The 22,434-nt window shown below is 66.9% G+C and carries 18 protein-coding genes and 3 tRNA genes; 8 read left to right on the top strand and 13 right to left on the bottom strand.

What is annotated here, in order from left to right; translation table 11 throughout:
* Nucleotides 1-1,581 carry a multidrug efflux MFS transporter permease subunit EmrB gene (gene emrB, locus ABR323_RS07310; protein WP_439448802.1) on the top strand — a complete coding sequence of 527 codons (1,581 nt, stop codon included), beginning with the start codon at nucleotides 1-3 and terminating at the stop codon, nucleotides 1,579-1,581.
* A gap of 196 nt (nucleotides 1,582-1,777) precedes the next feature.
* On the opposite strand, the gene ABR323_RS07305 is transcribed toward emrB, so the two are convergent.
* From ABR323_RS07305 to ABR323_RS07295, 3 genes are all read right to left on the bottom strand, one after another.
* Complete coding sequence (locus ABR323_RS07305) at nucleotides 1,778-2,056, bottom strand: hypothetical protein (RefSeq protein ID WP_439448801.1); 279 nt, start codon at nucleotides 2,054-2,056, stop codon at nucleotides 1,778-1,780.
* A 328-nt stretch (nucleotides 2,057-2,384) separates the two neighbouring features.
* Nucleotides 2,385-2,471: transfer RNA gene (locus ABR323_RS07300), tRNA-Leu, on the bottom strand.
* A gap of 50 nt (nucleotides 2,472-2,521) precedes the next feature.
* Nucleotides 2,522-3,421 carry a LysR family transcriptional regulator gene (locus ABR323_RS07295; RefSeq protein WP_439448800.1) on the bottom strand — a complete coding sequence of 300 codons (900 nt, stop codon included), beginning with the start codon at nucleotides 3,419-3,421 and terminating at the stop codon, nucleotides 2,522-2,524.
* A 95-nt stretch (nucleotides 3,422-3,516) separates the two neighbouring features.
* On the opposite strand from ABR323_RS07295, the gene ABR323_RS07290 reads away from it, so the two are divergent.
* Complete coding sequence (locus tag ABR323_RS07290) at nucleotides 3,517-4,263, top strand: sulfite exporter TauE/SafE family protein (RefSeq protein ID WP_439448799.1); 747 nt, start codon at nucleotides 3,517-3,519, stop codon at nucleotides 4,261-4,263.
* A gap of 81 nt (nucleotides 4,264-4,344) precedes the next feature.
* Here the strand turns inward: ABR323_RS07290 and ABR323_RS07285 are convergent.
* A tRNA-Leu gene (locus ABR323_RS07285) sits at nucleotides 4,345-4,431 on the bottom strand.
* 205 nt (nucleotides 4,432-4,636) lie between these two features.
* Nucleotides 4,637-4,721: transfer RNA gene (locus ABR323_RS07280), tRNA-Leu, on the bottom strand.
* Nucleotides 4,722-4,849: 128 nt separating this feature from the next.
* Between ABR323_RS07280 and rnr the strand changes: the two genes are divergently transcribed.
* The 3 genes from rnr (at nucleotide 4,850) to rlmB (ending at nucleotide 8,757) form a co-directional block, all read left to right on the top strand.
* Nucleotides 4,850-7,309 carry a ribonuclease R gene (gene rnr, locus ABR323_RS07275; protein WP_135272904.1) on the top strand — a complete coding sequence of 820 codons (2,460 nt, stop codon included), beginning with the start codon at nucleotides 4,850-4,852 and terminating at the stop codon, nucleotides 7,307-7,309.
* Nucleotides 7,310-7,426: 117 nt separating this feature from the next.
* Entirely contained in the window at nucleotides 7,427-7,921 is a 495-nt protein-coding gene (locus tag ABR323_RS07270; protein ID WP_135272905.1) for a GFA family protein, read from the top strand.
* Between the two features lie 92 nt (nucleotides 7,922-8,013).
* Nucleotides 8,014-8,757: a 23S rRNA (guanosine(2251)-2'-O)-methyltransferase RlmB gene (rlmB, locus tag ABR323_RS07265; RefSeq protein ID WP_005408775.1), complete on the top strand. Its 744-nt coding sequence runs from the start codon at nucleotides 8,014-8,016 to the stop codon at nucleotides 8,755-8,757.
* A 76-nt stretch (nucleotides 8,758-8,833) separates the two neighbouring features.
* Here the strand turns inward: rlmB and ABR323_RS07260 are convergent, their stop codons facing one another.
* Genes ABR323_RS07260 through ABR323_RS07250 form a run of 3 tightly spaced genes read right to left on the bottom strand, consistent with a single transcriptional unit; the run spans nucleotide 8,834 to nucleotide 13,463 of the window.
* On the bottom strand, nucleotides 8,834-10,273 hold the full coding sequence (locus ABR323_RS07260) for an efflux transporter outer membrane subunit (protein WP_439448798.1): 1,440 nt from the start codon (nucleotides 10,271-10,273) through the stop codon (nucleotides 8,834-8,836).
* A complete protein-coding gene (locus tag ABR323_RS07255; RefSeq protein WP_439448797.1) occupies nucleotides 10,270-12,228 on the bottom strand; it encodes a MacB family efflux pump subunit in 1,959 nt (652 codons plus the stop codon). Before ABR323_RS07255 ends, ABR323_RS07260 begins: the two co-directional genes overlap by 4 nt.
* Entirely contained in the window at nucleotides 12,225-13,463 is a 1,239-nt protein-coding gene (locus ABR323_RS07250) for an efflux RND transporter periplasmic adaptor subunit (RefSeq protein ID WP_439448796.1), read from the bottom strand. Before ABR323_RS07250 ends, ABR323_RS07255 begins: the two co-directional genes overlap by 4 nt.
* Nucleotides 13,464-13,667: 204 nt before the next feature.
* Between ABR323_RS07250 and ABR323_RS07245 the strand changes: the two genes are divergently transcribed.
* The 3 genes from ABR323_RS07245 (at nucleotide 13,668) to ABR323_RS07235 (ending at nucleotide 19,016) form a co-directional block, all read left to right on the top strand.
* Nucleotides 13,668-14,396 carry a response regulator gene (locus tag ABR323_RS07245; protein ID WP_004151313.1) on the top strand — a complete coding sequence of 243 codons (729 nt, stop codon included), beginning with the start codon at nucleotides 13,668-13,670 and terminating at the stop codon, nucleotides 14,394-14,396.
* Between the two features lie 6 nt (nucleotides 14,397-14,402).
* Nucleotides 14,403-15,812, top strand: a complete 1,410-nt coding sequence (locus tag ABR323_RS07240) for an ATP-binding protein (protein ID WP_439448795.1) — start codon at nucleotides 14,403-14,405, stop codon at nucleotides 15,810-15,812.
* A 177-nt stretch (nucleotides 15,813-15,989) separates the two neighbouring features.
* The gene (locus tag ABR323_RS07235) at nucleotides 15,990-19,016 is read left to right on the top strand and encodes a two-component regulator propeller domain-containing protein (protein ID WP_439448794.1); all 3,027 of its coding nucleotides are present in this window, start codon (nucleotides 15,990-15,992) and stop codon (nucleotides 19,014-19,016) included.
* A 67-nt stretch (nucleotides 19,017-19,083) separates the two neighbouring features.
* On the opposite strand, the gene rnt is transcribed toward ABR323_RS07235, so the two are convergent.
* The 5 genes from rnt to ABR323_RS07210 all read right to left on the bottom strand — a co-directional run bounded on the left by rnt (nucleotide 19,084) and on the right by ABR323_RS07210 (nucleotide 22,420).
* Nucleotides 19,084-19,734, bottom strand: coding sequence for a ribonuclease T (rnt, locus tag ABR323_RS07230; protein WP_439448793.1), 651 nt, complete (start codon nucleotides 19,732-19,734; stop codon nucleotides 19,084-19,086).
* Between the two features lie 169 nt (nucleotides 19,735-19,903).
* On the bottom strand, nucleotides 19,904-20,425 hold the full coding sequence (locus tag ABR323_RS07225) for an HvfX family Cu-binding RiPP maturation protein (protein ID WP_439448792.1): 522 nt from the start codon (nucleotides 20,423-20,425) through the stop codon (nucleotides 19,904-19,906).
* Nucleotides 20,426-20,450: 25 nt separating this feature from the next.
* Entirely contained in the window at nucleotides 20,451-21,206 is a 756-nt protein-coding gene (locus ABR323_RS07220; protein WP_439448791.1) for an HvfC family RiPP maturation protein, read from the bottom strand.
* Entirely contained in the window at nucleotides 21,199-22,074 is an 876-nt protein-coding gene (locus ABR323_RS07215) for an HvfB family MNIO-type RiPP peptide maturase (RefSeq protein WP_439448790.1), read from the bottom strand. The genes ABR323_RS07220 and ABR323_RS07215 overlap by 8 nt, the downstream gene beginning before the upstream one ends.
* A complete protein-coding gene (locus ABR323_RS07210; RefSeq protein ID WP_135272914.1) occupies nucleotides 22,061-22,420 on the bottom strand; it encodes an HvfA family oxazolone/thioamide-modified RiPP metallophore in 360 nt (119 codons plus the stop codon). The genes ABR323_RS07215 and ABR323_RS07210 overlap by 14 nt, the downstream gene beginning before the upstream one ends.
* Nucleotides 22,421-22,434: the final 14 nt, after the last annotated feature.

Below are 22,434 nucleotides of genomic sequence, written 5' to 3'. Positions count from 1 at the left end.
ATGTCCGCACAAGCTCCAGCCGCGCCCGGCGCTCCGGCGGCGCCGGGTGCGGCCTCCGGGTTCCTGCCGCCCAGCGTCGCCCTGTGCACCGTGGGCCTGGCGATGGCGTCGTTCATGCAGGTGCTCGACACCACCATCGCCAACGTCTCGCTGCCCACCATCGCCGGTAACCTCGGCGCCAGTTCGCAGCAGGCGACCTGGGTCATCACCTCGTTCGCGGTCAGCACGGCCATTGCGCTGCCGCTGACCGGCTGGCTCAGCCGCCGCTTCGGCGAGCGCAAGCTGTTCATGTGGGCGACGCTGGCCTTCGTCATCACCTCGCTGCTGTGCGGCCTGGCGCAGAGCATGGGCATGCTGGTGCTGTCGCGTGCGCTGCAGGGCTTCGTGGCCGGCCCGATGTACCCGATCACGCAGTCGCTGCTGGTGTCGATCTATCCCCGCGAGAAACGCGGGCAGGCGCTGGCGCTGCTGGCGATGATCACCGTGGTGGCGCCGATCTGCGGCCCCATCCTCGGTGGCTGGATCACCGACAACTACAGCTGGGAATGGATCTTCCTGATCAATGTTCCACTGGGTATCTTCGCCGCGCTGGTGGTGGGCAACCAGCTGAAGGGGCGCCCGGAGCACATCGAGAAGCCGAAGATGGACTACGTCGGCCTGGTCACCCTGGTGATCGGTGTCGGCGCGCTGCAGCTGGTGCTCGACCTGGGCAACGACGAAGACTGGTTCTCGTCGATGAAGATCGTGGTGCTGGCCTGCGTGGCGGTGGTAGCGCTGACGGTGTTCCTGATCTGGGAACTGACCGACAAGGATCCCATCGTGGACCTGCGGCTGTTCCGGCATCGCAACTTCCGCGCCGGCACGCTGGCGATGGTGGTGGCCTATGCGGCGTTCTTCAGCGTGGCGTTGCTGATCCCGCAGTGGCTGCAGCGTGACATGGGCTACACCGCGATCTGGGCCGGCCTGGCAACGGCGCCGATCGGCATCCTGCCGGTGATCATGACGCCGTTCGTCGGCAAGTACGCGTCGCGTTTCGACATGCGCATGCTGGCGACCATCGCCTTCGTGTTCCTGTCGATGACCAGCTTCCTGCGCTCCGGCTTCAACCTGCAGGTGGACTTCCAGCATGTGGCCGGCGTGCAGTTGATCATGGGCATCGGCGTGGCGCTGTTCTTCATGCCGGTGCTGCAGATCCTGCTGTCGGACCTGGATGGGCGCGAGATCGCGGCGGGCTCCGGCCTGGCCACGTTCCTGCGTACGCTGGGCGGCAGCTTTGCGGCCTCGCTGACGACGTGGCTGTGGGCGCGGCGTACCCAGGTGCACCATGCCGACCTGACCGAACACATCTCGGCCTATCAGCCGGGCATGCAGGACCAGGTCACGGCGATGGGGCAGGGCGACCTGCAGCATGGTGCAGCGGTACTGAACAACATGATCAACCACCAGGCATCGCAGATGGGTTTCAACGACATCTTCTTCCTGCTGGGCTGGATCTTCCTGGCGATCATCACCTTCCTGTGGCTGGCCAAGCCGCCGTTTGGTGCGGGCGCGGGTGCGGCGTCTGCGGGCGGTGGGCACTGATCGATCTGCCACTCGGTAGCGCCGGGCCATGCCCGGCGGATTTCCCGCAGAATGCATCCACGCATGGCGTGGATCTACTGGATGCAGAAACCCCGCCGGAAGGCGGGGTTCTTGTTTGTGCGTTGCTGGCAACGTCGCGCCCTGCCTGTCAGGTGGCGTACCGAAGTACATCCAGGCCAAGTGCATTGGCCAACGTCTAGCGGGTGCGATACACGCGCTTGAACACCACGCGATCGCGGAACAGCTGGGCCATCGCCCACATTCCTGCCACAAGTACGACGCCGCCGCTGATCCAGCCGGCAGTGGCCTGCAGGTGGCTGCCGACGAATGCGCCGCAGACAAGGGCGGCAACAAAGACAACCACGTACGCTTCCCGGGATGCGCCATAGTGGACTTCGGCCTGGCATCCCACGCAGACGCTTACGCCGTGGTTGGAGGCGGTGTGGCAGTGGGGACAGATGATGCTGCGCTGCATGGAGCGTCCTTTATTGGAGGAAGGCGCGCAGGGGCAGGGCATGATGGAGTACCTGCACCCGGCATCCGAGAATCTGCCTGCCGGGGGTGAGGAATCGCGAGTGGATTCCGTCCAGGAGAAGTACGAGTTCGAACGAAACGTGGAATGGATCCCGAAAAGGTTGTCGTTCAGAGTGTGATAGCGACGCGCCGGTGGGAGATCGCACGAGCAGGTGGCTGCAAAGGAGGTGCCGGATACGACACATTGAGCGGCAATCGCAATGCAACGTGCGCCCAAATCCCGGACATGAAAAAACCCGCTTTCGCGGGTTTGATCATTTGCTGAGTCATGGTGCCCAGGAGAGGACTCGAACCTCCACGAAGTTGCCCCCGCTAGCACCTGAAGCTAGTGCGTCTACCAATTCCGCCACCTGGGCGACTCAGGAGACGAATTATGGGGAACGACAGAAGATGTGTCAACAACATTTCACACTTTTTTCTGCGGCTGCACGCCCAGGTGCTGCAGCAGGCTGCGCATCGCCGGTGACAGCTGCGTCCACTCGGCAAAACACGCACACAGGCGGCGTTGTGCCCAGGCATCGGAGAGCGCTATGCCAATCGTATGCGTGCTGCGTCGATGCTGGCGCGCGATGGTCCGCGGCACGATGCCGACGCCGATGCCGTGGCCGACCATGATGCATACCCCTTCGAAGGTCTTCATGCGGATGCGCACATCCAGGCGTTGGCCGATGTCGCGAGCCTGGTCTTCAATGTAGGTCTGCAGGGCATTGCCGTCGGCCAGCGCGACGAAGGTTTCGCCGGCGACGTCGGCGAATGCCAGTGAGCGTTGCGCGACCAGATGGTGATCGGCTGGCAGCAGCATCACCAGCGGGTCTTCGGCGACGACATGCCGCTGCAATCCATCGGCCTCGACCGCATCGCTGATGATGCCGGCTTCTGCCTGGCCGGCGCTGATCGCGCGTACGACTTCAGGGCTGGTGCGTTCCAGCAGTTCGACATGCAGTCGCGGCCGTTCGGCCAGCCAGGGGGCCAGCCGCGACGGAAGGTAGTTGGTCAGTGCGGCAGTATTGGCATACAGGTGCAGGGTGCCGCGAGCGCCGTGGGCGAACGCGTGCATTTCGCCTCGCAGCTGCGCCTGTTGCTGCAGGATCAGGCGTGCGTGGTGGGCGAGGGCGGCACCGGCTTCGGTCAGGCTGACGCCGCGCGGATGCCGGTTCAGCAGCGTGGTCCCGGCATCGGCTTCGATCGTGCGCAGGCGTTCGCTGGCCGAGCCGAGTGCCAGGTTCGCTTGCGCCGCGCCTGCAGTGATGCTGCCGGCCTCGGCAATCGCCAGGAACAGGCGCAGGTCGGCGATGTCCATCCGCATTCAAGTGCTCCAGTCGAGCCTGCCTTCGGTTGATCCGAAGGCGTCGGCGGCAAGACCGCATTGTGCGCCTGTGCCGCGCCCGCTCCAATGGCGGGATGAACGAGACGATGTACTTCTACGGGTTGCTGGTGGTGGTGTTCGTGCTGGCCGGCGTGGTCAAGGGCGTGACCGGGATGGGCCTGCCGACGGTGGCGATGGGCCTGCTGGGTGGTGCGCTGTCGCCGGTGGCGGCGGCGTCGATGCTGTTCATTCCCACCTTCGTCACCAACGCGTGGCAGTTGTTGTCGGGTCCATCGCTGGGCCATACCGTACGGCGGCTGTGGCCGATGATGCTGGCGGTGGTGGTGGTGACGCTGGGCTCGGCTGCGCTGCTGGTGCGGGTGGATCGCACCTGGTCCCGTGTTGCGCTGGGCGTGGCGCTGGTGGTGTACGCGCTGTACGCGTTGGTCGCTCCGGTGTTCCGTGTGACGCAACGACGCGAGCGCTGGCTGGGGCCGCTGGTGGGTGCGGTATCCGGTGTGGTGACCGGGGCAACTGGCGTGTTCGTGATGCCGGCGGTGCCTTATCTGCAGTCGCTGGGCATGCAGCGCGAAGAGCTGGTCCAGGCGCTGGGCCTGGCGTTTACGGTGTCGACCATTTCATTGACCACCGGGCTGGTGCTGCAGGGAGCGTTCGGCATCCAGCAACTGGGCCTGAGCGCGTTGGCGGTGGTGCCAGCGTTGCTGGGCATGTGGCTGGGGCAGGTGATCCGGCAGCGGATCAGTGCGCGCGTGTTCCGCGCCTGTTTCCTCGGGTTCCTGCTGCTGCTCGGTCTGGAGCTGGTGCTGCGGCCGTTGTTCTGATGGCTGCCGCGCGCATGGCCGGCGCTGCCGGACCCCGGATATGAAAAAACCCGCTTTCGCGGGTGTTTTTCATTCTCGACATGGTGCCCAGGAGAGGACTCGAACCTCCACGAAGTTGCCCCCGCTAGCACCTGAAGCTAGTGCGTCTACCAATTCCGCCACCTGGGCGTCGAGAAGGAGAATTATGCGGTGCCGTGACGGGGGTGTCAACACCTTTTCTGGATCCGGGGTCGGATTCCGTTTCGTGTGCGGAACGGGCTCTGACCCCATCTCACTCGCTTGGGGTCAGAGCCCTTTCCTTTGGAAAGGGATCCGACCCTGCCGCCGGATCGCAGGCAAAAAAAATCCCCGCCGATGCGAGGAGTTTTTTCGTTGGTGCCCAGGAGAGGACTCGAACCTCCACGGTTTTACCCGCTAGTACCTGAAACTAGTGCGTCTACCAATTCCGCCACCTGGGCGTTCCAGAGGCGCAATTGTGAAGATGAATTGGCAGGCTGTCAACGACTTCCATGAATTTCTTCACGCAGGATCTTCAAAAGACACGCTGACCCGTTCTGCACGCCATCAACGGCTACCATGTAGGGCGATGACTACCAAAAAACCAAGCAAGGGCGGGAGTACGTCCCGCAGCCAGGCCCCGAAGAAGGGCACCAAGCCGGGCGCAGCCCGCACCACCAAGCCGGGCAAGCCGTTGCCGGGCTGGCTTCCGGAACTGGCCGACGGTGGCGCTCCGCCGCGCGGCCGCAGAATCCACAGCGCTGACGCACCCGGCCCGGCCCCGGGCCGCAAGCTGCCGCCGACCGGCAAGGTGATCGAAGATCCCTATGCCGCCCGCGAAGCAGAGAAATACGAACAGCCCATCGCCAGCCGCGAGGCCATCCTGGCGCTGCTGGAGCGTTGCGAAGGTCCGCAGACCGCCGAGGAACTGGGTGCACGCCTGGGCCTGGGTGCCCCCGACCGTGCCGAGGCGCTGTCGCGCCGGCTCGGCGCCATGGTCCGCGACGGCCAACTGGTGCAGAACCGCCGCGGCGGCTTCGCACCGATCCAGACCCTCAACCTGGTCACTGGCGTAGTGATCGCCAACCCGGAAGGGTTCGGCTTCCTGCGCCCGGTCGAGGGCGGCGACGACCTGTTCCTGCCGCCGTATGAAATGCGCAAGGTGATGCACGGCGACAAGGTGCTGGCCCGCGTGACCGGCATCGACCATCGTGGCCGTCGCGAGGGCAGCATTGCCCGCGTGCTGGAACGTGGCATGACCCGCCTGATCGGTCGCTTCAGCGTCGAAATGGGCATCAACTACGTGGTGCCCGATGACAAGCGCATCCAGCGCAATGTGCAGGTGCCGCCTGACCAGACCGGTGGCGCACGTGACGGCCAGCTGGTGGTCTGCGAACTGACCCAGGCGCCGGATAGCCGCCGCCCGCCGATCGGCCGCATCATCGCCGTGCTTGGCGACAAGCTGACCGCGTCGCTGGTGGTGGAAACCGCCATCCATGGCCACGAGCTGCCGTTCGAGTTCCCGCAGGAGGTGCTGGACGAAGCGGCCTCGGTGCCGCTGGTGGTCGAACCGGCGATGATCGGTGACCGCGTCGATCTGCGCAGCACGCCGCTGGTCACCATCGATGGCGAGGATGCCAAGGACTTCGACGACGCGGTTTATTGCGAGCCGAATGCCGATGGTTTCCGCCTGGTGGTGGCGATTGCCGATGTCTCCAATTACGTTCGCCCCGGTACGCCGCTGGACGATGAAGCGCAGAAGCGTGCGACTTCGGTCTACTTCCCGGGCTTCGTGGTACCGATGCTGCCGGAGACGCTGTCCAACGGCATCTGCTCGCTGATGCCCAAGGTCGACCGCATGTGCTTCGTCTGCGACATGCAGATTGATCGCGATGGCGTTGTCAGTCACTCACGCTTCTACGAAGCGGTGATGAATTCGCATGCGCGACTGACCTACACCCAGGTCTGGCAGGCGGTGGGCGAGGACGATGCCGGGGCCAAGGCCTTCATCGGCGACCTGCTGCCGCAGGTGCAGCGCCTGCACCAGTTGTACAAGGTGTTGGCCAAGGCACGCGCCAAGCGCGGTGCGATTGAATTTGAAAGCAGCGAAGTGCGCTTCGTGCTGGACAACCGTGGCGAAGTCACCCAGGCCGGCATGCTGGTGCGCAACGACGCGCACAAGCTGATCGAGGAATGCATGATCGCGGCCAATGTGGAGGCGGCGAAGTATCTGCTGTCGCGCCATGTGCCGGCCCCGTACCGCGTGCATGAGAAGCCGCCGGAGACCAAGTACGCCGATCTGCTGGAATTCCTCAAGGAGTTCAAGCTGAGCCTGCCGCCCTGGTCGAAGGTGCGTCCCGGTGATTACACCAAGCTGTTGAAGAAGATCCGCGACCGCCCCGATGCCACGCTGCTGGAATCGGTGCTGCTGCGCAGCCAGAGCCTGGCGGTGTACAGCCCGGACAACAACGGCCACTTCGGCCTGGCGCTGGAGGCGTACGCGCACTTCACCTCGCCGATCCGTCGTTACCCGGATCTGCTGGTGCATCGTGCGATCAAGCATGCGCTGTCGGGCAAGCCGCTGGACAAGTTCACCTACAACGCCCGCGAGATGGCCGCGCTGGCACTGCAGTGTTCCGAGCGTGAGCGTCGTGCCGACGAGGCCGAACGCGAAGTCGACGAGCGCTACCGCGCCGCGTGGATGGAAAAGCACGTGGGTGGCCAGTTCGACGGCGTGATCAGCGGCGTGACCAGCTTCGGCCTGTTCGTGGAGCTGGCCGATTCGAAGGTGCAGGGCCTGGTGCACGTGACCCAGTTGCCGCAGGACTATTACAAGTTCGACGCGACCCGCAAGACGCTGACCGGTGAGCGACGTGGCAGTAGTTACCGCTTGGGTGACCAGGTGCGCATCCTGGTACTGAAGGCCAGCATGGAAGAACGCAAGATCGACTTCCGCCTGGTCGAGCACAAGGGTGAGGAAGAGGTGGCAAGCCCGGCCCCGCTGCCCGAGCGTGGCAAGCCGGCCAAGCGCACCAAGAAGCAGTATTGATCTGTAGAGCCGAGCCATGCTCGGCTGCGCACCCACGGTGTGCCGACCGACGGTCGGCACCTGCCTCACCCGGTAGGTGCCAACCTTGGTTGGCACGACGTTTCGGAGGAACGCACCATGCAGGGCCAACCCGAATACAGCGGCGGCTGCCAGTGCGGCGCGATCCGCTTCCAGGCGCGTGGCGAGCTGACCGACAGCTCGATCTGCCACTGCCGGATGTGCCAGAAGGCTTTCGGTGCCTACTACGCACCGCTGGTTTCGGTGCGCGGCGTACAGTTCAGTTGGACCCGTGGCCAGCCGCGCTATTTCCAGTCGTCCAACGTGGTGCGGCGTGGCTTCTGTGCCGACTGCGGCACGCCGTTGACCTATGAGGCGCCCGATGGCGTGGCCATCGCGGCCGGTGCATTCGATGAGCCCGAGCGCCTGCCGCCAACGATCCAGTACGGGGTCGAGCGCAAGCTCCCCTTCGTCGATACCCTGGCCAGCCTGCCGGCGCGGCGCACCGAGGAAGACATCGCCGCGCTCGATTTCCTGGCCACGATCGTGTCCCACCAGCACCCCGACCACGACACCCCGCACTGGCCGCCGCGCAGCCGTTCATCCGAAGGATGAACGGCGGGTAGCGCCGGGCCATGCCCGGCGAGCGCGAAGCGCGGCCGCCCGCGATGCTCTACCATAGCCACCCCCTTTCCGGTCCCGCCCGCATGAGCAAGAACAGCCAGTGGATCGTCGGCGTCAACGCCGTCGCCTCCTCCATCGAGAACGACGCCGAGAACGTCCGCGAAGTGCTGGTCGAGGCCGGTGCGAAGAATCCGCGCCTGACCGAGATCGAGGAAAACGCCCGCCGCAAGGGCATCGACGTGCGCAAGGTCAACAGCCAGGCGCTGGACGGTGTGGGTGGTTCGGTGCGCCACCAGGGCGTGGCCGCGCGCTATGCCGCCGCCCGCACCTACAGCGAGAACGAGCTGGAAGGCCTGGTGACTGCCGCCGAAGGCAAGGCCCTGCTGCTGGTACTGGACGAGGTGCAGGACCCGCACAACCTGGGTGCCTGCCTGCGTTCGGCGGCTGCCGCCGGCGCCACCGCCGTGATTATCCCCAAGGACAAGTCGGCCACGGTGAACGCGACCGTGCGCAAGACCTCGGCCGGTGCCGCCGATCTGATCCCGGTGGTGGCGGTGACCAACCTGTCGCGCTGCCTGAAGGACCTGCAGAAGCAGGGCGTATGGATTTATGGCCTGGCCGGTGAAGCCACCGCCTCGCTGTACCAGCTGGACCTGAAGGGCAACATCGCCCTGGTACTGGGCGGCGAAGCCGATGGACTGCGCCGCCTGACCCGCGAGAACTGCGATGGCCTGGTCAAGATCCCGATGCCGGGCGAGATCGAGAGCCTGAACGTTTCTGTCGCCGCCGGCGTCAGCCTGTTCGAGGCCGTGCGCCAGCGCGGTTGATCGGCAGCAGGGACCGTGTCGACCAAGGTCGACACCTGCCGGGTAGTCGCCAACCTTGGTTGGCGCTCTTGCCGCCTCAGCCCGCGCTGCCGCCCAGTGCCTTGAACAGGGTGACGTCGTTGTTCAGCTGGCCCTGGCGCACGCGCGCCAGCGACAGCTCGGCATCACGCCGTGTCTGCTGCGCTTCCAGCCAGGTGCGCAGGTCGGTGGCACCCACGCGGTAGCGCACTTCCTGCGCGCGCTCCACTTCCACCGCTTCGTCGTACGAGGCCTGCGAGGCCGCCACCTGGCGCGCCAGCTGCTCGCGTGCCGACAACGCGTTGTCCACTTCCGAGAGCGCGGTATACAGCGTCTTGCGGAAGTTGGTCGCAGCAATCTGGTACGCCGTACCGGCGATGTCGGTATCCAGCTGCGCGCGCTGCAGGTTGAGGAACGGCAATGACAGGCCGGCGCCCAGCGTGGCCACCGGGTTTCGCAGCACATCGCCCAGCGAGGTTGCACTGGAGCCGAGACTGCCGGTCAGGCTCAGCGCCGGGTAGTACTGGGTGGCGGTGACCTTGATGGTCTTCAGGCTGTTGCGCAGGCGAAGCTCGGCCGCGCGCAGGTCGGGGCGGCGGCCGAGCAGGTCGGTTGGCAGGCCTTCGTTGATGCTGGGGCTGCGAGCGTCAAGCAGGTCCTGCGGCTCGTCCTGTTGCGGCCACGGCGTGCCGTCCAGCAACACGGTCAGTGCATTGCGCACTTCCACCCGCTGCTGTTCCAGGGCGCTCTGCGAGGACCGCTGCGACTGCAGGTTCTGCAGTGCCTGGCGCACTTCCAGGCGCGAAACCGCACCGGCATCGAAGCGCGCCTGCACCAGTTCGCGGGTGCGCTCCAAGCGCTCCAGGTTGGCCTGGCCGGTGGCGATCGACTGGTTGAGGTAGGCCAGCGTCCAGTACTGGGTGATGGTGTCGCCAATCACCAGCAACGCGGTGTTCTGCCGGTCTTCCTCGCTGGCCTCGGCTTCCCAGCGGGCGATGTCGCGCTGGGTGCGCAGGCGGCCCCACAGGTCGACCTCCCAGCCCAGCGACACGCCTGTGGAATAGCTGCGACGCCAATCATCAGACTGGTCGGTGGCGCGGCTGGCGCTGCCGCTCACGCCGGAAGACGAGGGTTGCGGCCACAGCGCATTGCTGGCCAGGCCCGCCTGCAGGCGTGAGCGCTGCACGGCCAGGCCGGCGGCGGCCAGATCGCTGTTGGCGGCCAGCGCCTGCGCCACCAGGCGGTCCAGGCGCTCATCGCCGAAGCCGGTCCACCAGCTGTCCTGGCGGATGTCGCGGCCGGGTGTATCCAGGCTGCTGCGTGGGTCGTCGGCGGGCGCATTGAGGGTGGCATCGCCACGGCCATAGGTGGCCGCCACGTCGGGGTCCTGCACCGGATAGCGGCCCACTGAGGCGCAGCCGGAAAGCGCAAGCAGTACAGCGCCAGCCAACAGCAGGCGCGAGGGAGCAGGGTAGGACAGTCGGGTCATCATCTTCATTCGCGGGCCAGGGCCTCCACCGGATCAAGCTGCGCGGCGTTGCGCGCGGGCAGGAAGCCGAACGCCACGCCGATCAGGGTCGAGCAGGCGAAGGCAGCAACAATCGAGGCGGTGGAGAACAGCACCTGGAAGTCACTGGCGAAACGGCCGATCATCGAGCCCAGCAGCAGAGCCAGGCCAATGCCGAGCAGGCCGCCGAGCAGGCATACCAGCACCGCTTCGATCAGGAACTGCTGGCGGATGTCACTCTGCCGCGCACCGACGGCCATGCGCACGCCGATCTCGCGGGTACGCTCGGTGACCGACACCAGCATGATGTTCATCACGCCGATGCCGCCGACCAGCAGCGCGATGGCGGCGATGGCTCCAATCAGCAGCGTCATCGTGCGCGTGGTCTGTTCGATGGTCTGGCGGATCTCAGCGCTGTTGCTGAGGAAGAAGTCCTCGGTGCCATGGCGCATCGTCAACAGCCGGGTGATCGCTTCCTGCGCCGCATCCATCGGCGTGGCATCGTCCACGCGCACGGTGATGCTGGACACGTGGCTCTGGCCGAGCATGCGCGACATCACCGTGGTGTAGGGCAGCCACACGCTCAGGCTGGTGCTGCCACCGAAGCCGAAGCTCTGGCGCTTGGCCACGCCGACCACGCGTGCCGGCACGTTGCCGAGCAGGATCACCTGGCCGATCGGGTCGACGTCGGGGAAGAACTGGGTCTGGGTGTTCTCGTCGATCACCGCGACCTGGCCGAGGCCCTTCACCGCGTCACTGTCGAAGAAGCTGCCGCTCAGCAGGGTCACGCCCTTGACCCGGAAGAACTGTTCACCGACGCCGCTGACCTGGGCGGTGGAGGACTGGTTGCGGTAACGCGCGGTGACTGAGGTCGACACGCTGGGCGTGGCGCTGTCAACGTAACTCTGCCGGGCCAGTGCGTCGGCATCGCTGGCCTTGAGCGTCTGCACCCGCGCCGAGCGCATGTCGCCGAAACCACGGCCGGGATAGACGTCGATGGTGTTGGTGCCGAGCGCGCTGATGTTCTGCAGGATCTGCTGCTGCGAGCCATTGCCCAGCGCCACCACCGAGACCACCGAGGCGATGCCGATGATGATGCCGAGCATGGTCAGGAAAGTGCGCAGCCGATGCGCGTTCATCGCCAGCAGGGCCATGCGGAATGCTTCGGTGAAGCGGTCGCGTGCGGCCCGCCAGCTGTTGCCACGGGCAACACCGGTGCTGGCCTCACGCTGCGCACGGTAGGTGGGCGCATTCGGGTTGGCGCGGTCGGCGATGATCTCGCCGTCGCGGATCTCGATGATGCGCTGCGCGTGTTCGGCCACGCTCATGTCGTGGGTGACGATGATGATGGTGTGGCCTTCGGCGTGCAGTTCGCCGAGGATCGCCATCACTTCCTCGCCGGATTTCGTGTCGAGCGCGCCGGTGGGTTCGTCAGCCAGGATCACCTCGCCACCGTTCATCAGCGCCCGCGCGATCGACACGCGCTGCTGCTGGCCACCGGACAGCTGGCCGGGCTTGTGGTGCATGCGGTCACTCAACCCCAGCCGCTGCAGCAGCTGCTCGGCACGCGCGTTGCGCACCGGCCCGGGGCTGCCGGCATATACCGCCGGTACTTCCACGTTGCCACGCGCATCCAGGTCGCCCAGCAGGTGATAGCGCTGGAAGATGAAACCGAAATGTTCGCGGCGCAGTTCGGCCAGCTCGTCCGGTTCCATTTTCCCGGTTTCGCGACCGGCCACCTGGTAGCTGCCACGGGTGGGACGATCAAGGCAGCCGAGGATGTTCATCAGCGTCGATTTGCCCGAACCGGACTGGCCGACGATGGCCACGATCTCGCCAGCATGGATGTCGAGATTGACGTCGCGCAGCACGGCGATCACATCGTCGCCGGCGGGGAACTCACGTCGCAGGTCGCGCAGGCGCAGCAGCGGCGCCGTCGTGCTCATCGGCGCCCCATGCCCGGGCCGCCGACCCGCATCTGCATGCCGCCGCGGTTGCCACCACCACCGGCTGCCGCAGCGCCGCCTTCGCCAACCACCACACGCTCGCCTTCCTCCAGTCCGGACAGGACCTCGACGTTGGCGCCGTTGTTGATGCCGACCTTGACCTTGCGTGGCTGCGGCTGGCCGTTGTCATCGACCACCCGCACGATGCGCTCGCCATCACGCGACTTCGGCCCGAGTGCAACGGCCGGCACCATCAGCACGCCCTTGGCCTGCTTCAGCAGCACCGAAACCTGCGCGGTCATGTCGATGCGCAGCGTGCCATCCGGATTTTCCACATCAAACAGCGCGTTGTAGTAGACCGCGCTGCTGGAGCTGGAACTGGACGAGCTGCTGGAGCTGGACGAATTCTCGTTGGCGATCGAGGCCGGCGCCGGATTGATCTGGCGCAGCGTGGCGTGGTACTTGCGGTCAGGATCGCCGAGCGTGGTGAAGTACACCGGCATGCCGGCCTTGATCTTGACCACATCGGCCTCGGAGATCTCGGCATTGACGGTGACCACATCCAACCGTGCCAGCATGACGATGGTCGGTGCGGTCTGGTTGGCGTTCACGGTGCGGCCTTCCTCGGCCACCACCGCCACCACCGTGCCGTCCATCGGCGCCACGATGCGGGTGTAGGCCAGGTTGGCACGGGCGGTACCCAGTTCGGTTTCGCGGCCCTTGATCTGCGCCTCGTAGGACTGCAGCTGGGCGCGGGCGGTCTTCAGTTGTGCCTCGGCGGCATCGTATTCCTGGCGCGAGGTGGCCTCGGCGGACAGCATCTGCTGCTGGCGCGCGAATTCCAGCTCGGCCTGGCGCAGGCTGGCCTGCTGCACGGCGCGCTGGGCGGTGACCTGGTCCAGCGAGGCCTGTGCGTTGAGCACCTGGTTCTGCTGGGTGGTGGCGTCGATCTCGGCGATCAGGTCGCCTTCCTTCACCGTATCGCCCAGCTGCACCTTCAGCGACTTGATCTGGCCCGACGCCTGGGCGCCGACACTGACCAGCTTGTAGGCATCGATCACGCCGGTGGCGTCCACCGTCTGCTCGATGTCACCACGGCTGACCGGGGTGGTTGCCACTGCCGGGGCGGCGGGCTTGCGCATCAGCCACCAGACAGCGGCGGTCACGGCAAGGGCAAACAGGGCGATCAGTATGAGGCGACCCCGGCGGGTTGCAGGCAGCAGGCGGAACGTCACGTCGTGGCTTCACTCTCGGGGCCGCGGCGGCGGCGTTGGTGGGCATTGTGAAGACCGGGCGACAGGCGGCTCAATCCTCAGGGTATGTCTCTATGTAACACTGTCGGTGAATACGCGTAACCACAGGTATCCGGCCCATCGCTGGATACACTGGTACGCAATGCCCCGGATGCGGTTCAGCTGCCGACACGGGATGATCGCGACATGGAGACTGAAAACCCGATGCATCGACTGCTGATCGTCGACGACGACAACGACATCCGCACCCTGCTGGCCGAGCAGCTTGGCCGGGCCGGCTACCAGGTGAGCACGGCCGCCGACGGCACCGCCATGCGCCAGCTGCTGGACCGTGAGCACGTGGACCTGATCGTGCTCGACCTCAACCTGCCGCGCGAGGATGGCCTGACCCTGTGCCGCGACCTGCGCGCGCGCTCGAACACGCCGGTGATCATGCTGACCGCGCGTGCCGAGCCGATCGACCGCGTCCTGGGCCTGGAAATGGGCGCCGACGACTACCTGGCCAAGCCGTTCGAACCGCGCGAGCTGCTGGCGCGCATCCGCAACGTATTGCGCCGGACCGAGGCACTGCCGGCCAACCTGGAGCCGCTGGCAGTTCGCCGCGCGCGCTTCTCGCGCTGGGTATTCGACCTGGAGCATCGCCACCTGGTGGACCCGGATGACCGCGTGGTGGTGCTGTCCGGTGCCGAGTTCCGCCTGCTGCGGGTGTTTATCGCCCATGCCAACAAGGTGTTGTCACGCGAGCAGCTGGTCGCGCTCAGCAGTGGCCGCAACTACGAAGCGCAGGACCGTGCGATCGACCTGCAGGTCAGCCGCCTGCGCAACAAGCTCGGTGATGACGGCGGCCCGGACGGGCTGATCAAGACCGTGCGCAACGAAGGCTATGTACTGGCCTCGGCCGTCAACCTGGAATAAGCCGCGATGAAGCGCCTGCGCCACTTCATGTCCTCGATGGTCGGGCGCTTGTTCGTGATCCTGCTGCTGGGCATGAGCGTGGCTGCGATCGGTGCGACCATGCTGGCCACCTCCAAGCGCCAGCAGGAATTCGAGCGGCAGAACCTTAACCGCATTGCCGACCGCCTGCAGGGCTACGTGAACCTGCTCGATGGCAACCCCGAACTGCGTGAGCGCCTGCTCGAAATCGGTGGGCCGAGCGTGCGTGCGCTGCAGCCGGGCGCACGCCTGGGGCGGGCCGATACGGCGTTGATGGAAGTGCTGGATGACCGGCCAGGCCCGGTCGCACGCGCGCATGTGCACTTTGCTTCGTTCCGCTCCTGCATTCCCAAGCTGCAGGACCTGTTGCCTCCGCCGCCGCCCGGGCATCGCAAGCGCCCGCGCGAGCGTGATCCGGCGTTCATCCCGCCCAAGTGTCGCGCGGTGGATGTGACGCTCAACGATGGCACGCTGCTGAAGCTGGCGCTGGATTCGCCGGCAGTGGCGCACAACGGCATCCTCGCCGTCGATCCGTGGTTCCTGACCCTGCTGGTGCTGGCGATCGCCGTACTGGCGTACATCGTCGCGCGCATGGCCAGCGCACCGCTGCAGGAACTGGCGGCGGCGGCGGAAGATCTCGGCGACGACCTGCAGCGTGATCCGCTTCCCCTGCGCGGTCCGCGTGAAGTGCAGCGCGCCGCTGAAGCCTTCAATGCCATGCAGCACCGCCTGCAGCGACACCTGGCTGAACGCACGCAGATGCTGGCGGCGATCACCCATGACCTGCAGACTCCGCTGACCCGCCTGCGCCTGCGCCTGGAGAACGTCAGCGACGAGACGCTGCGCGAACGCCTGATTGGTGATCTGGCCGCGATGCAGGCGCTGGTGCGCGAAGGCCTGGAGCTGGCCCGCAGTGCGGAAAGCGCCGAGCAGCGCGCCGCGCTGGATCTGGATTCACTGCTGGAAAGCATCGTCGAAGACACCGCAGAGGGCGGCGGCGACGTCGTCTTCGAAGGCGGAAGCGGGGCAGTGCTGATGCTGCGTCCACTGGCCATGCACCGCCTGTTTTCCAACCTGGTGGACAACGCAGTGATGTATGCCTACCGGGTGCGGGTACGGGTCGAGCGCAGTGGCGGCGCGATCACGGTGGTGGTGGCCGATGATGGCCCCGGCCTGGCCGAAGATCAGCTCGAGGCGGTGTTCGACCCGTTCGTGCGGGTGGAGACCTCGCGTTCGCGCGAGACCGGCGGCGCCGGACTGGGCCTGACCATCGCGCGCGCCCTGGCCGAAAAAGATGGTGGGCGCCTGTGGCTGCGCAACCGTGCCGAAGGGGGGCTGGAAGCAGTGGTGCAGTGGCCGGCCAGCGCACAGGTGACACCGCCGGGGCGCGGCGGCTGAGTTTCGCCGTCCAGCAGCGGTGACGCCGGGGGCGGGGTTTCGCCTATCATCTGCGCATCTCCCCAGTGCCCCTTCGATGAGCCAGCCCGTACCCGCCGGCATGCCGTTCCGCGCTGCCCGGCAGCTCCCGCACGCTGCCCGGCCCGGCAGCCCTGCCTGGCCGCCACCGCTGCGCTGATGGGCGGACAGGGGGACAGCACGCGCTGGGTGGAGCGCTGCGGATCGGATTTCAGTCGAAGGCTGCGGCAGGGCCTGCTATGGCTGTTGCTGGCCCTTGCGCTGCCGCTGGCCGCACAGGAGGGCGCACCGCCGCTGCGCGACTACGCCATCGATGTATGGACGTCGCGCAATGGGCTGCCACACAACTCGCTGCGCGACATCGCACAGACGCCGGAAGGCCACCTGTGGTTCGCCACCTGGGAAGGCCTGGTGCGCTACAACGGTCTGGATTTCACCGTGTTCGACCGCAGTACGCGCCCCGGCCTGCGTGACAACGGCATCGGTGCGCTGCTGGTCGACCGCCAGGGTGGCCTGTGGATCAGCGATTCGCGCGGCAACGTCAGCCACCGCGGCAATGATGGCCAGTGGCGGGTCTGGGAGCATCAGGGCAATACGCCGCAGGTGCTGATCCAGTCGATGCAGATGGACAGCCAGGGCCGCCTGTGGCTGCTTTACGAGGGCAAGGGCATCGGCTATCTGACGCCGGACAAGGGCATCGTCTACCAGGCGCCGGCCGCTGACCTGCCGATGGCGATGAGCTTCACCAAGCTGGTGGTCGATGCGCAGGACCGGGTCTGGGCCGGCACCCTTGATGGACTGGTGCTGCGCGACAACGACGGCGTGCTCAAGCGCGCGCCCGCGGCCTGGGGGCTGGGCGCGGGCAGCGGCCTGTCGTGGCCCTACCGGGCGCCGGACGGTGCGCTGTGGATCGTCGCCGGCGAGCGCCTGTACCGGGTGGAGGATGACCAGCTGGTGTTGATGCACCGCCTGCCGGGCCAGCTGCACATGACCTCGATGCTGCAGGACCGCCACGGTGACCTGTGGCTGGGCACCGAGAACCAGGGCCTGCTGCGCATCTCCGCACATGGCCTTGAGCGGCTGCCGGCGGGCCTGAACCTGCCCGGTGGCCGCGTGGTCAGCCTGCGCGAGGATGCCGAGGGCAGCATCTGGGTGGGCGCCAACGGCGGCCTGTACCGCCTGCGCGAAACGCTGTTCAGCAGTTACACCGAGCGCGACGGCCTCAGCGGTGACTATGTGCGCACCGTGTTCGAGGACCGCGACCGCCAGCTGTGGGTCGGCAGCGCCAGCGGCCTGGACCTGCAGACCCCCGATGGCCGCTTCCGCGCCGTGCCGTTGCACAACCGTGGCGGCAAGGCGCCTTCGGTGCTGAGCCTGGCGCAGGGGCCGGATGGTGACCTGTGGGTCGGCACCTTTGGTGATGGCGTTTACCGCCTCGGTCGCGACGGCAGCCTGCGCCACAACTATGCGGCGGCAGACGGCATGCCCGGTGGCAACATCCGCGCAATCAGCGTGGACCCGCAGGGCGTGGTCTGGGCTGGCACGCAGAAAGGCGTGGTCCGCATCGACGGTGACCGCGTGCAGGTATCAAGCGTGCCGGGCATGCCCGGCGGGCTGATCACCGCGCTCGAGCATGACCACCAGGGCAATCTGTGGATCGGCACCATCGAGGGCATCCGCGTGCTGCGCGGCGACCGCGTGCAGTCGATCGACCTGGCACCGTTGGGGGGCGGCCGCAGCGTGTTCGGCTTCCATCAACTGGGCGATGCGATGTGGATCAGCAGTGATCGCGGCCTGTACCGCTGGCAGCACGGAACACTGGCGCGGGTAGGCCTGGAGCAGGGCATGCCGGTGGACGCGGTGTTCCAGCTGGTGCCGGACCGTCTGGGCAACGTCTGGATCAGCAGCAACCGCGGTGTGTTGCGCACCGATATGGCAACGCTCAATGCGGTTGCCGACGGGCGCGTGCCGCGGGTGGTGGTGGAGCGCTACAACGAGATTGATGGCATGGCCAACGCGCAGGCCAACGGCAGCTCCAGTCCATCGGCGATCCTGCGCCAGGACGGCACGTTCTGGGTGGTCACTGCCGGTGGCCTGAGTACGGTGGATCCGCAGCGCCTGCAGCGGTTCCGTGAACGCCCCTCGCCACCGGCGGCGATTGAAAGCGTGCAGGTGGATGGCGCACCGGTGCACTGGGAAGGACCAGAGCGCAACTACATTCCCGGCGGCCGTCGGTTGGCAGTGAGCTATGTCGGCCTGAGCTACCTGATGTCCGATCGCATCCGTTACCGCACCCGGCTGGACGGACTGGATGCCGGTTGGGTCGAGCGCGGCCCGCAGCGCAGTGTCGAGTTCGTGGGCCTGCCACCGGGTGACTACACCCTGCACGTGGCGGCGGCCCATCCGGGCGGCAGCTGGGCGCAGCAGGAAGCGGTGTGGAGCTTCACCGTGGAGCCGTTCTGGTGGCAGCGGCGCAGCGTGCAGGCGCTGGCAGGCCTGTTGCTGCTGGCCGCGCTGGTGGCGCTGTACCGGTTGCTGCTGCAGCAGCTGAAGGCCAGCAACCTGCGCCTGGCGCGGCGGGTGGATGAAGCCACCTTCGACCTGCAGGCCAAGACCGTGCACCTGCAGGCGCTGAACCAGGAAAAGACCGAACTGGCCGAGCGCCTGGCGCGGCAGGCCGAGGCCTTCGAGCGTCAGGCACGGGAAGACGCCCTGACCGGGCTGGCGAACCGCCGTGCCTTCGATGAAACCCTGGCGCGCGACTTCGCCCGCTCGCAACGCAGTGGCCATCCGCTGTGCCTGGTGGTGCTGGACATTGACCACTTCAAGGACGTCAACGATCGCCATAGCCACAGCATCGGTGATGCCGTGCTGGTGCAGGTGGCAACGGTGATTGCTGCCGCCTGCCGCGCCTCGGATCTTCCGGCGCGTACCGGCGGCGAAGAGTTCGCATTGCTGCTCAACGACACCCGCCTGGAAGAAGCCGCACAACTGTGCGCGCGCCTGCGCGGGCTGTTCCATGACCATCCCGACTGGGCCGGCGTGGCCGGCCTGCGCGTGACCTTCAGCGCAGGCCTGGTGGAACTGGATGCCGATGACCGCACCCCGGCGCTGCTGTACCAGCGCGCCGACCGCGCGCTGTACCGCGCCAAGAGCGACGGCCGGGATCGTACGAGCATTGGTTGATTGCATCCACGCATGGCGTGGATCTACCGCCCGGTGTGTGGTGGGTGCGGCTCCGCCGTTGGCCGGTTTACCGCGGCCAGGCGTTGGCGATGGTGCAGAACAACCGCGCAGTCTGCTCGGTGTCGTACACCGCGCTGTGCGCCTCGTTGGCATCCCAGCCCAGCCCCGCGGCGTTGGCCGCACGCGCCAGCACCGTCTGCCCGTAGGCAATGCCGGCCAGGGTCACCGTGTCGAATACGCTGAAGGGGTGGAACGGGTTGCGCTTGTGGCCGGTCCGCGCCACCGCTGCATTGACGAAACCGAGGTCGAAATGGGCGTTGTGGCCGACCAGGATCGCGCGCTGGCAGCCATATTTCTTCATGGCCGCCCGTACCGGGGTGAAGACGTGGTCCAGCGCGGCTTTTTCTTCCTTGGCCAGCCGGAACGGGTGGTCGAGGATGATGCCGGTCACTTCCAGCGACTTCGGGTCGATCTCCAGGCCTTCGGCGGGCACCACATGGGCACTGGCGGTCTGGCCGGGGTAGAGCAGGCCGTTCTCGTCCATCTCGATCGGCACTGCAGCGATTTCCAGCAGCGCGTTGCGCTGGCTGTCGAAGCCGCCGGTTTCCACGTCCACCACCACCGGCAGGAAGCCGCGGAAGCGTTGTGACATCGCGCGCTGCGCCTGGGGTACTGCGGATTCGGGGGCGGCGGCAGGTGCGGGGGTGGGGTCATTCATGCGTGAATTCTAGCAGAGCGACCCTGAGCGCCCGGCCAGCCTGTGGCGCACGGGTTCCCTGCGCAGGAGCGTGTCGACCAAGGTCGACACCCACCGGTGCACCGCGCGCTCAGGATTCCGGTAGGTGCCAACCTTGGTTGGCACGGTGCGCGCCGACCAAGGTCGGCATCTACCGGACTGCGGGACCTGCCGTCATGGCCAATGGCTGCCGCCGTGCCAGCCACGCATCCACGCTCAGCCTGCCGGCGCCGGTGAACAGCAGCGGCAGCAGCATGGCCATGAACAGCACCGGCAGCTTGAAGTTGCCGAAGCCCTGGTCACTGATCGCATAGCCCATCGCGAGGTCACCCAGCGAGTTCCATTCCATCGGCCAGTGCACCGCATAGGTGGCTACCACGGTCAGCACCAGCAGGCTGGCGGCGGCAAAACGGGTGCCAAACCCGAACAGCAGGCAGGCCGCGCCGATCAGTTCGAACCACGTGGCGAGCTGCCAGTTCAGGGCGGCCGGCAGCTGGTCGAACGGGAACGGGAAGGCGTCCTGCAGGTCGGCGAACCAGTTCTGGCCGCGCAGTTTCTCGCGGCCGGATTCGAAGTATTCCCAGGCCAAGAGCAGGCGCAGGCCGAGCGGGGCCAACCAGGGGGCGAGACGGTCCAGCTGGCCGCGCGCGGCGGCCAGGGTCGGGAGGTTCATCGGCGGTTCTCCGGGGGAAGGGGCGTCAGCTGGGGACTGCGAGCGGGCCGATCACACCGGCCTGCAGGAACTGCTGCAGCAATGCGGCACCGGGTCCAGCCAGCGCGTCTTCGGCCAGGCCATGCGCACGTGCCAGTTGCTGCAGATAGGTACGTCCATCGAGGCCAGGCTGTTCGCCGATGCTGGACAGCAGGTACACCGCCAGCGGGCTGAGCGTGGCAAAGCGCACCTCGCCATCGGCCTCGCGGCGCACCAGCAGGCCGGTCGGTTCGGGCGGGAGCTGCACCGGCGCATCCTCGGCACCGAGCCGATGCACCGGCCACTGGTACAGCAGCGGCCAGGCCAGCGGCGAACGCTGCAGCGGTACCCGCAGCGGGTCGATATCACCCCGCACCTGCAGTGGCTCGGCGGGAAGCTGGTACAGCGCGGTTTCCACCCACTCGTAATGGGCCAGCTCGGCCAGTGCCGGGTGCGGCAGCTGTGGCTGCGCCTGCAGCCATTGCACGAATTCGGCGGCCAGCTCGGTGAACAGCGGCGTCTGGCAGCGATGGGTGGCGAAGTACTGGCGGACCAGCGTGCTCCAGGCCGATTCGCCGAGCAGGCGCACGCAGACCGGGAAGCCGTTGCTCAACAGGCCGAGCAGGTTGTTGAACAGCAGCCGCTGGTATACCGCCACCCGGCGTGGCTCCAGGCCGGCCGGTGCCGACACCGCCTGTGGATCGCGCAGGTGAGCGGTGAACGCGTGCTGCTGCGCGCGCAGGGTGTCGGGAGCATCAGTCATGTGCAGCACCGGCGTGCGCGGCCTGCAGGCGGCGGATGGTCTGCAGTTCGCCCTGCAGTTCTGCATAGGGGGGGAAATTGAAATCGCGTTCGAGCAGGGTCGGGCGTGAGCCGATGCGCGCGTAGGTACGCGCCAGCAAGTCCCAGACCGGGTCGATCACCGCACCGCCATGGGTGTCGATCTTCAGGTCCGGTGCCTCGTCCAGGTGCCCGGCCACGTGCAGGCAGACGATGCGCTCTGCGGGCAGCCCGGCAATGAAGGTGTCGGCGTCGTAGCCATGGTTGCAGGCGTTGACGTAGACGTTGTTGACGTCCAGCAGCAGGTCGCAGTCGGCCTCGGCGAGCACGGCCTTGGTGAAGGCCAGTTCGTCCATCGCCGGTTCCGGTGCCAGGTAGTAGGACACGTTCTCCACTGCGATGCGGCGGCCGAGAATGTCCTGCACGCGGGCGATGCGCGCCGCGGTATGGCGCACCGCTTCGTCGGTGAACGGAATCGGCAGCAGGTCGTACAGGTGACCGTCGTCGCTGCAGTAGCTCAGGTGTTCGCTGTACAGCGGCACGCGGTGCTTGTCGAGGAACTGGCCGACCTGCTCCAGCAGTTGCGTATCCAGCGGCGCGCTGCCGCCCAGCGACAACGACAGGCCATGGCAGCTCAGCGGATGGCGCTGCGCCAGTTCGGCCAGCGCGTCACCGGCGGGACCGCCGACATGGATCCAGTTCTCCGGTGCGCATTCGAGGAAATCGAAGTCGCCCGCCGGTGCTTCGCGCAGATCCTGCAGCAGCGCCCTGCGCAGGCCCAACCCGGCGGCCGCCGCACGAAGCGGCGGCCGCGGGTGGACGACGCTGGCGCGGACGTCAGTGCTTGGCACCGCACTTGCCTTCGCCGCACTTGCCTTCGGCCGACTTCTTGTCGCCGGCCTTGGCCTTGGCGCCAGCGGCGGTGCCGGTGGCAGCCTTGCCCTTGTCGGCGCCGCACTTGCCTTCAGCGCTCTTGCCGTCGGCACCACATTTGCCTTCGGCGTGCTTGGTCGCGTCAGCGGCCATTTTGGTATCTGCTGCCTTGGCATCGGTGCTGGCCTTGGCGGCCTGGCCGGCCACCAGATAGCCCTGGGCCAGGTCGCTCATGCTCAGCGCCGAGGCACTGGCGGTCATGCCCAGGCCGGCGGCCAGGGCGGTAGCAGTCAGCAGGGACAGGGTCTTGTTGGAACTGCTCATCGGTGGTGCTCCTG

This window comes from Stenotrophomonas sp. ATs4, assembly GCF_051861585.1.
GTDB classification, from domain to species: Bacteria; Pseudomonadota; Gammaproteobacteria; order Xanthomonadales; family Xanthomonadaceae; genus Stenotrophomonas; species Stenotrophomonas maltophilia_AS.
This window is presented reverse-complemented; position numbering and strand designations above follow the sequence as displayed.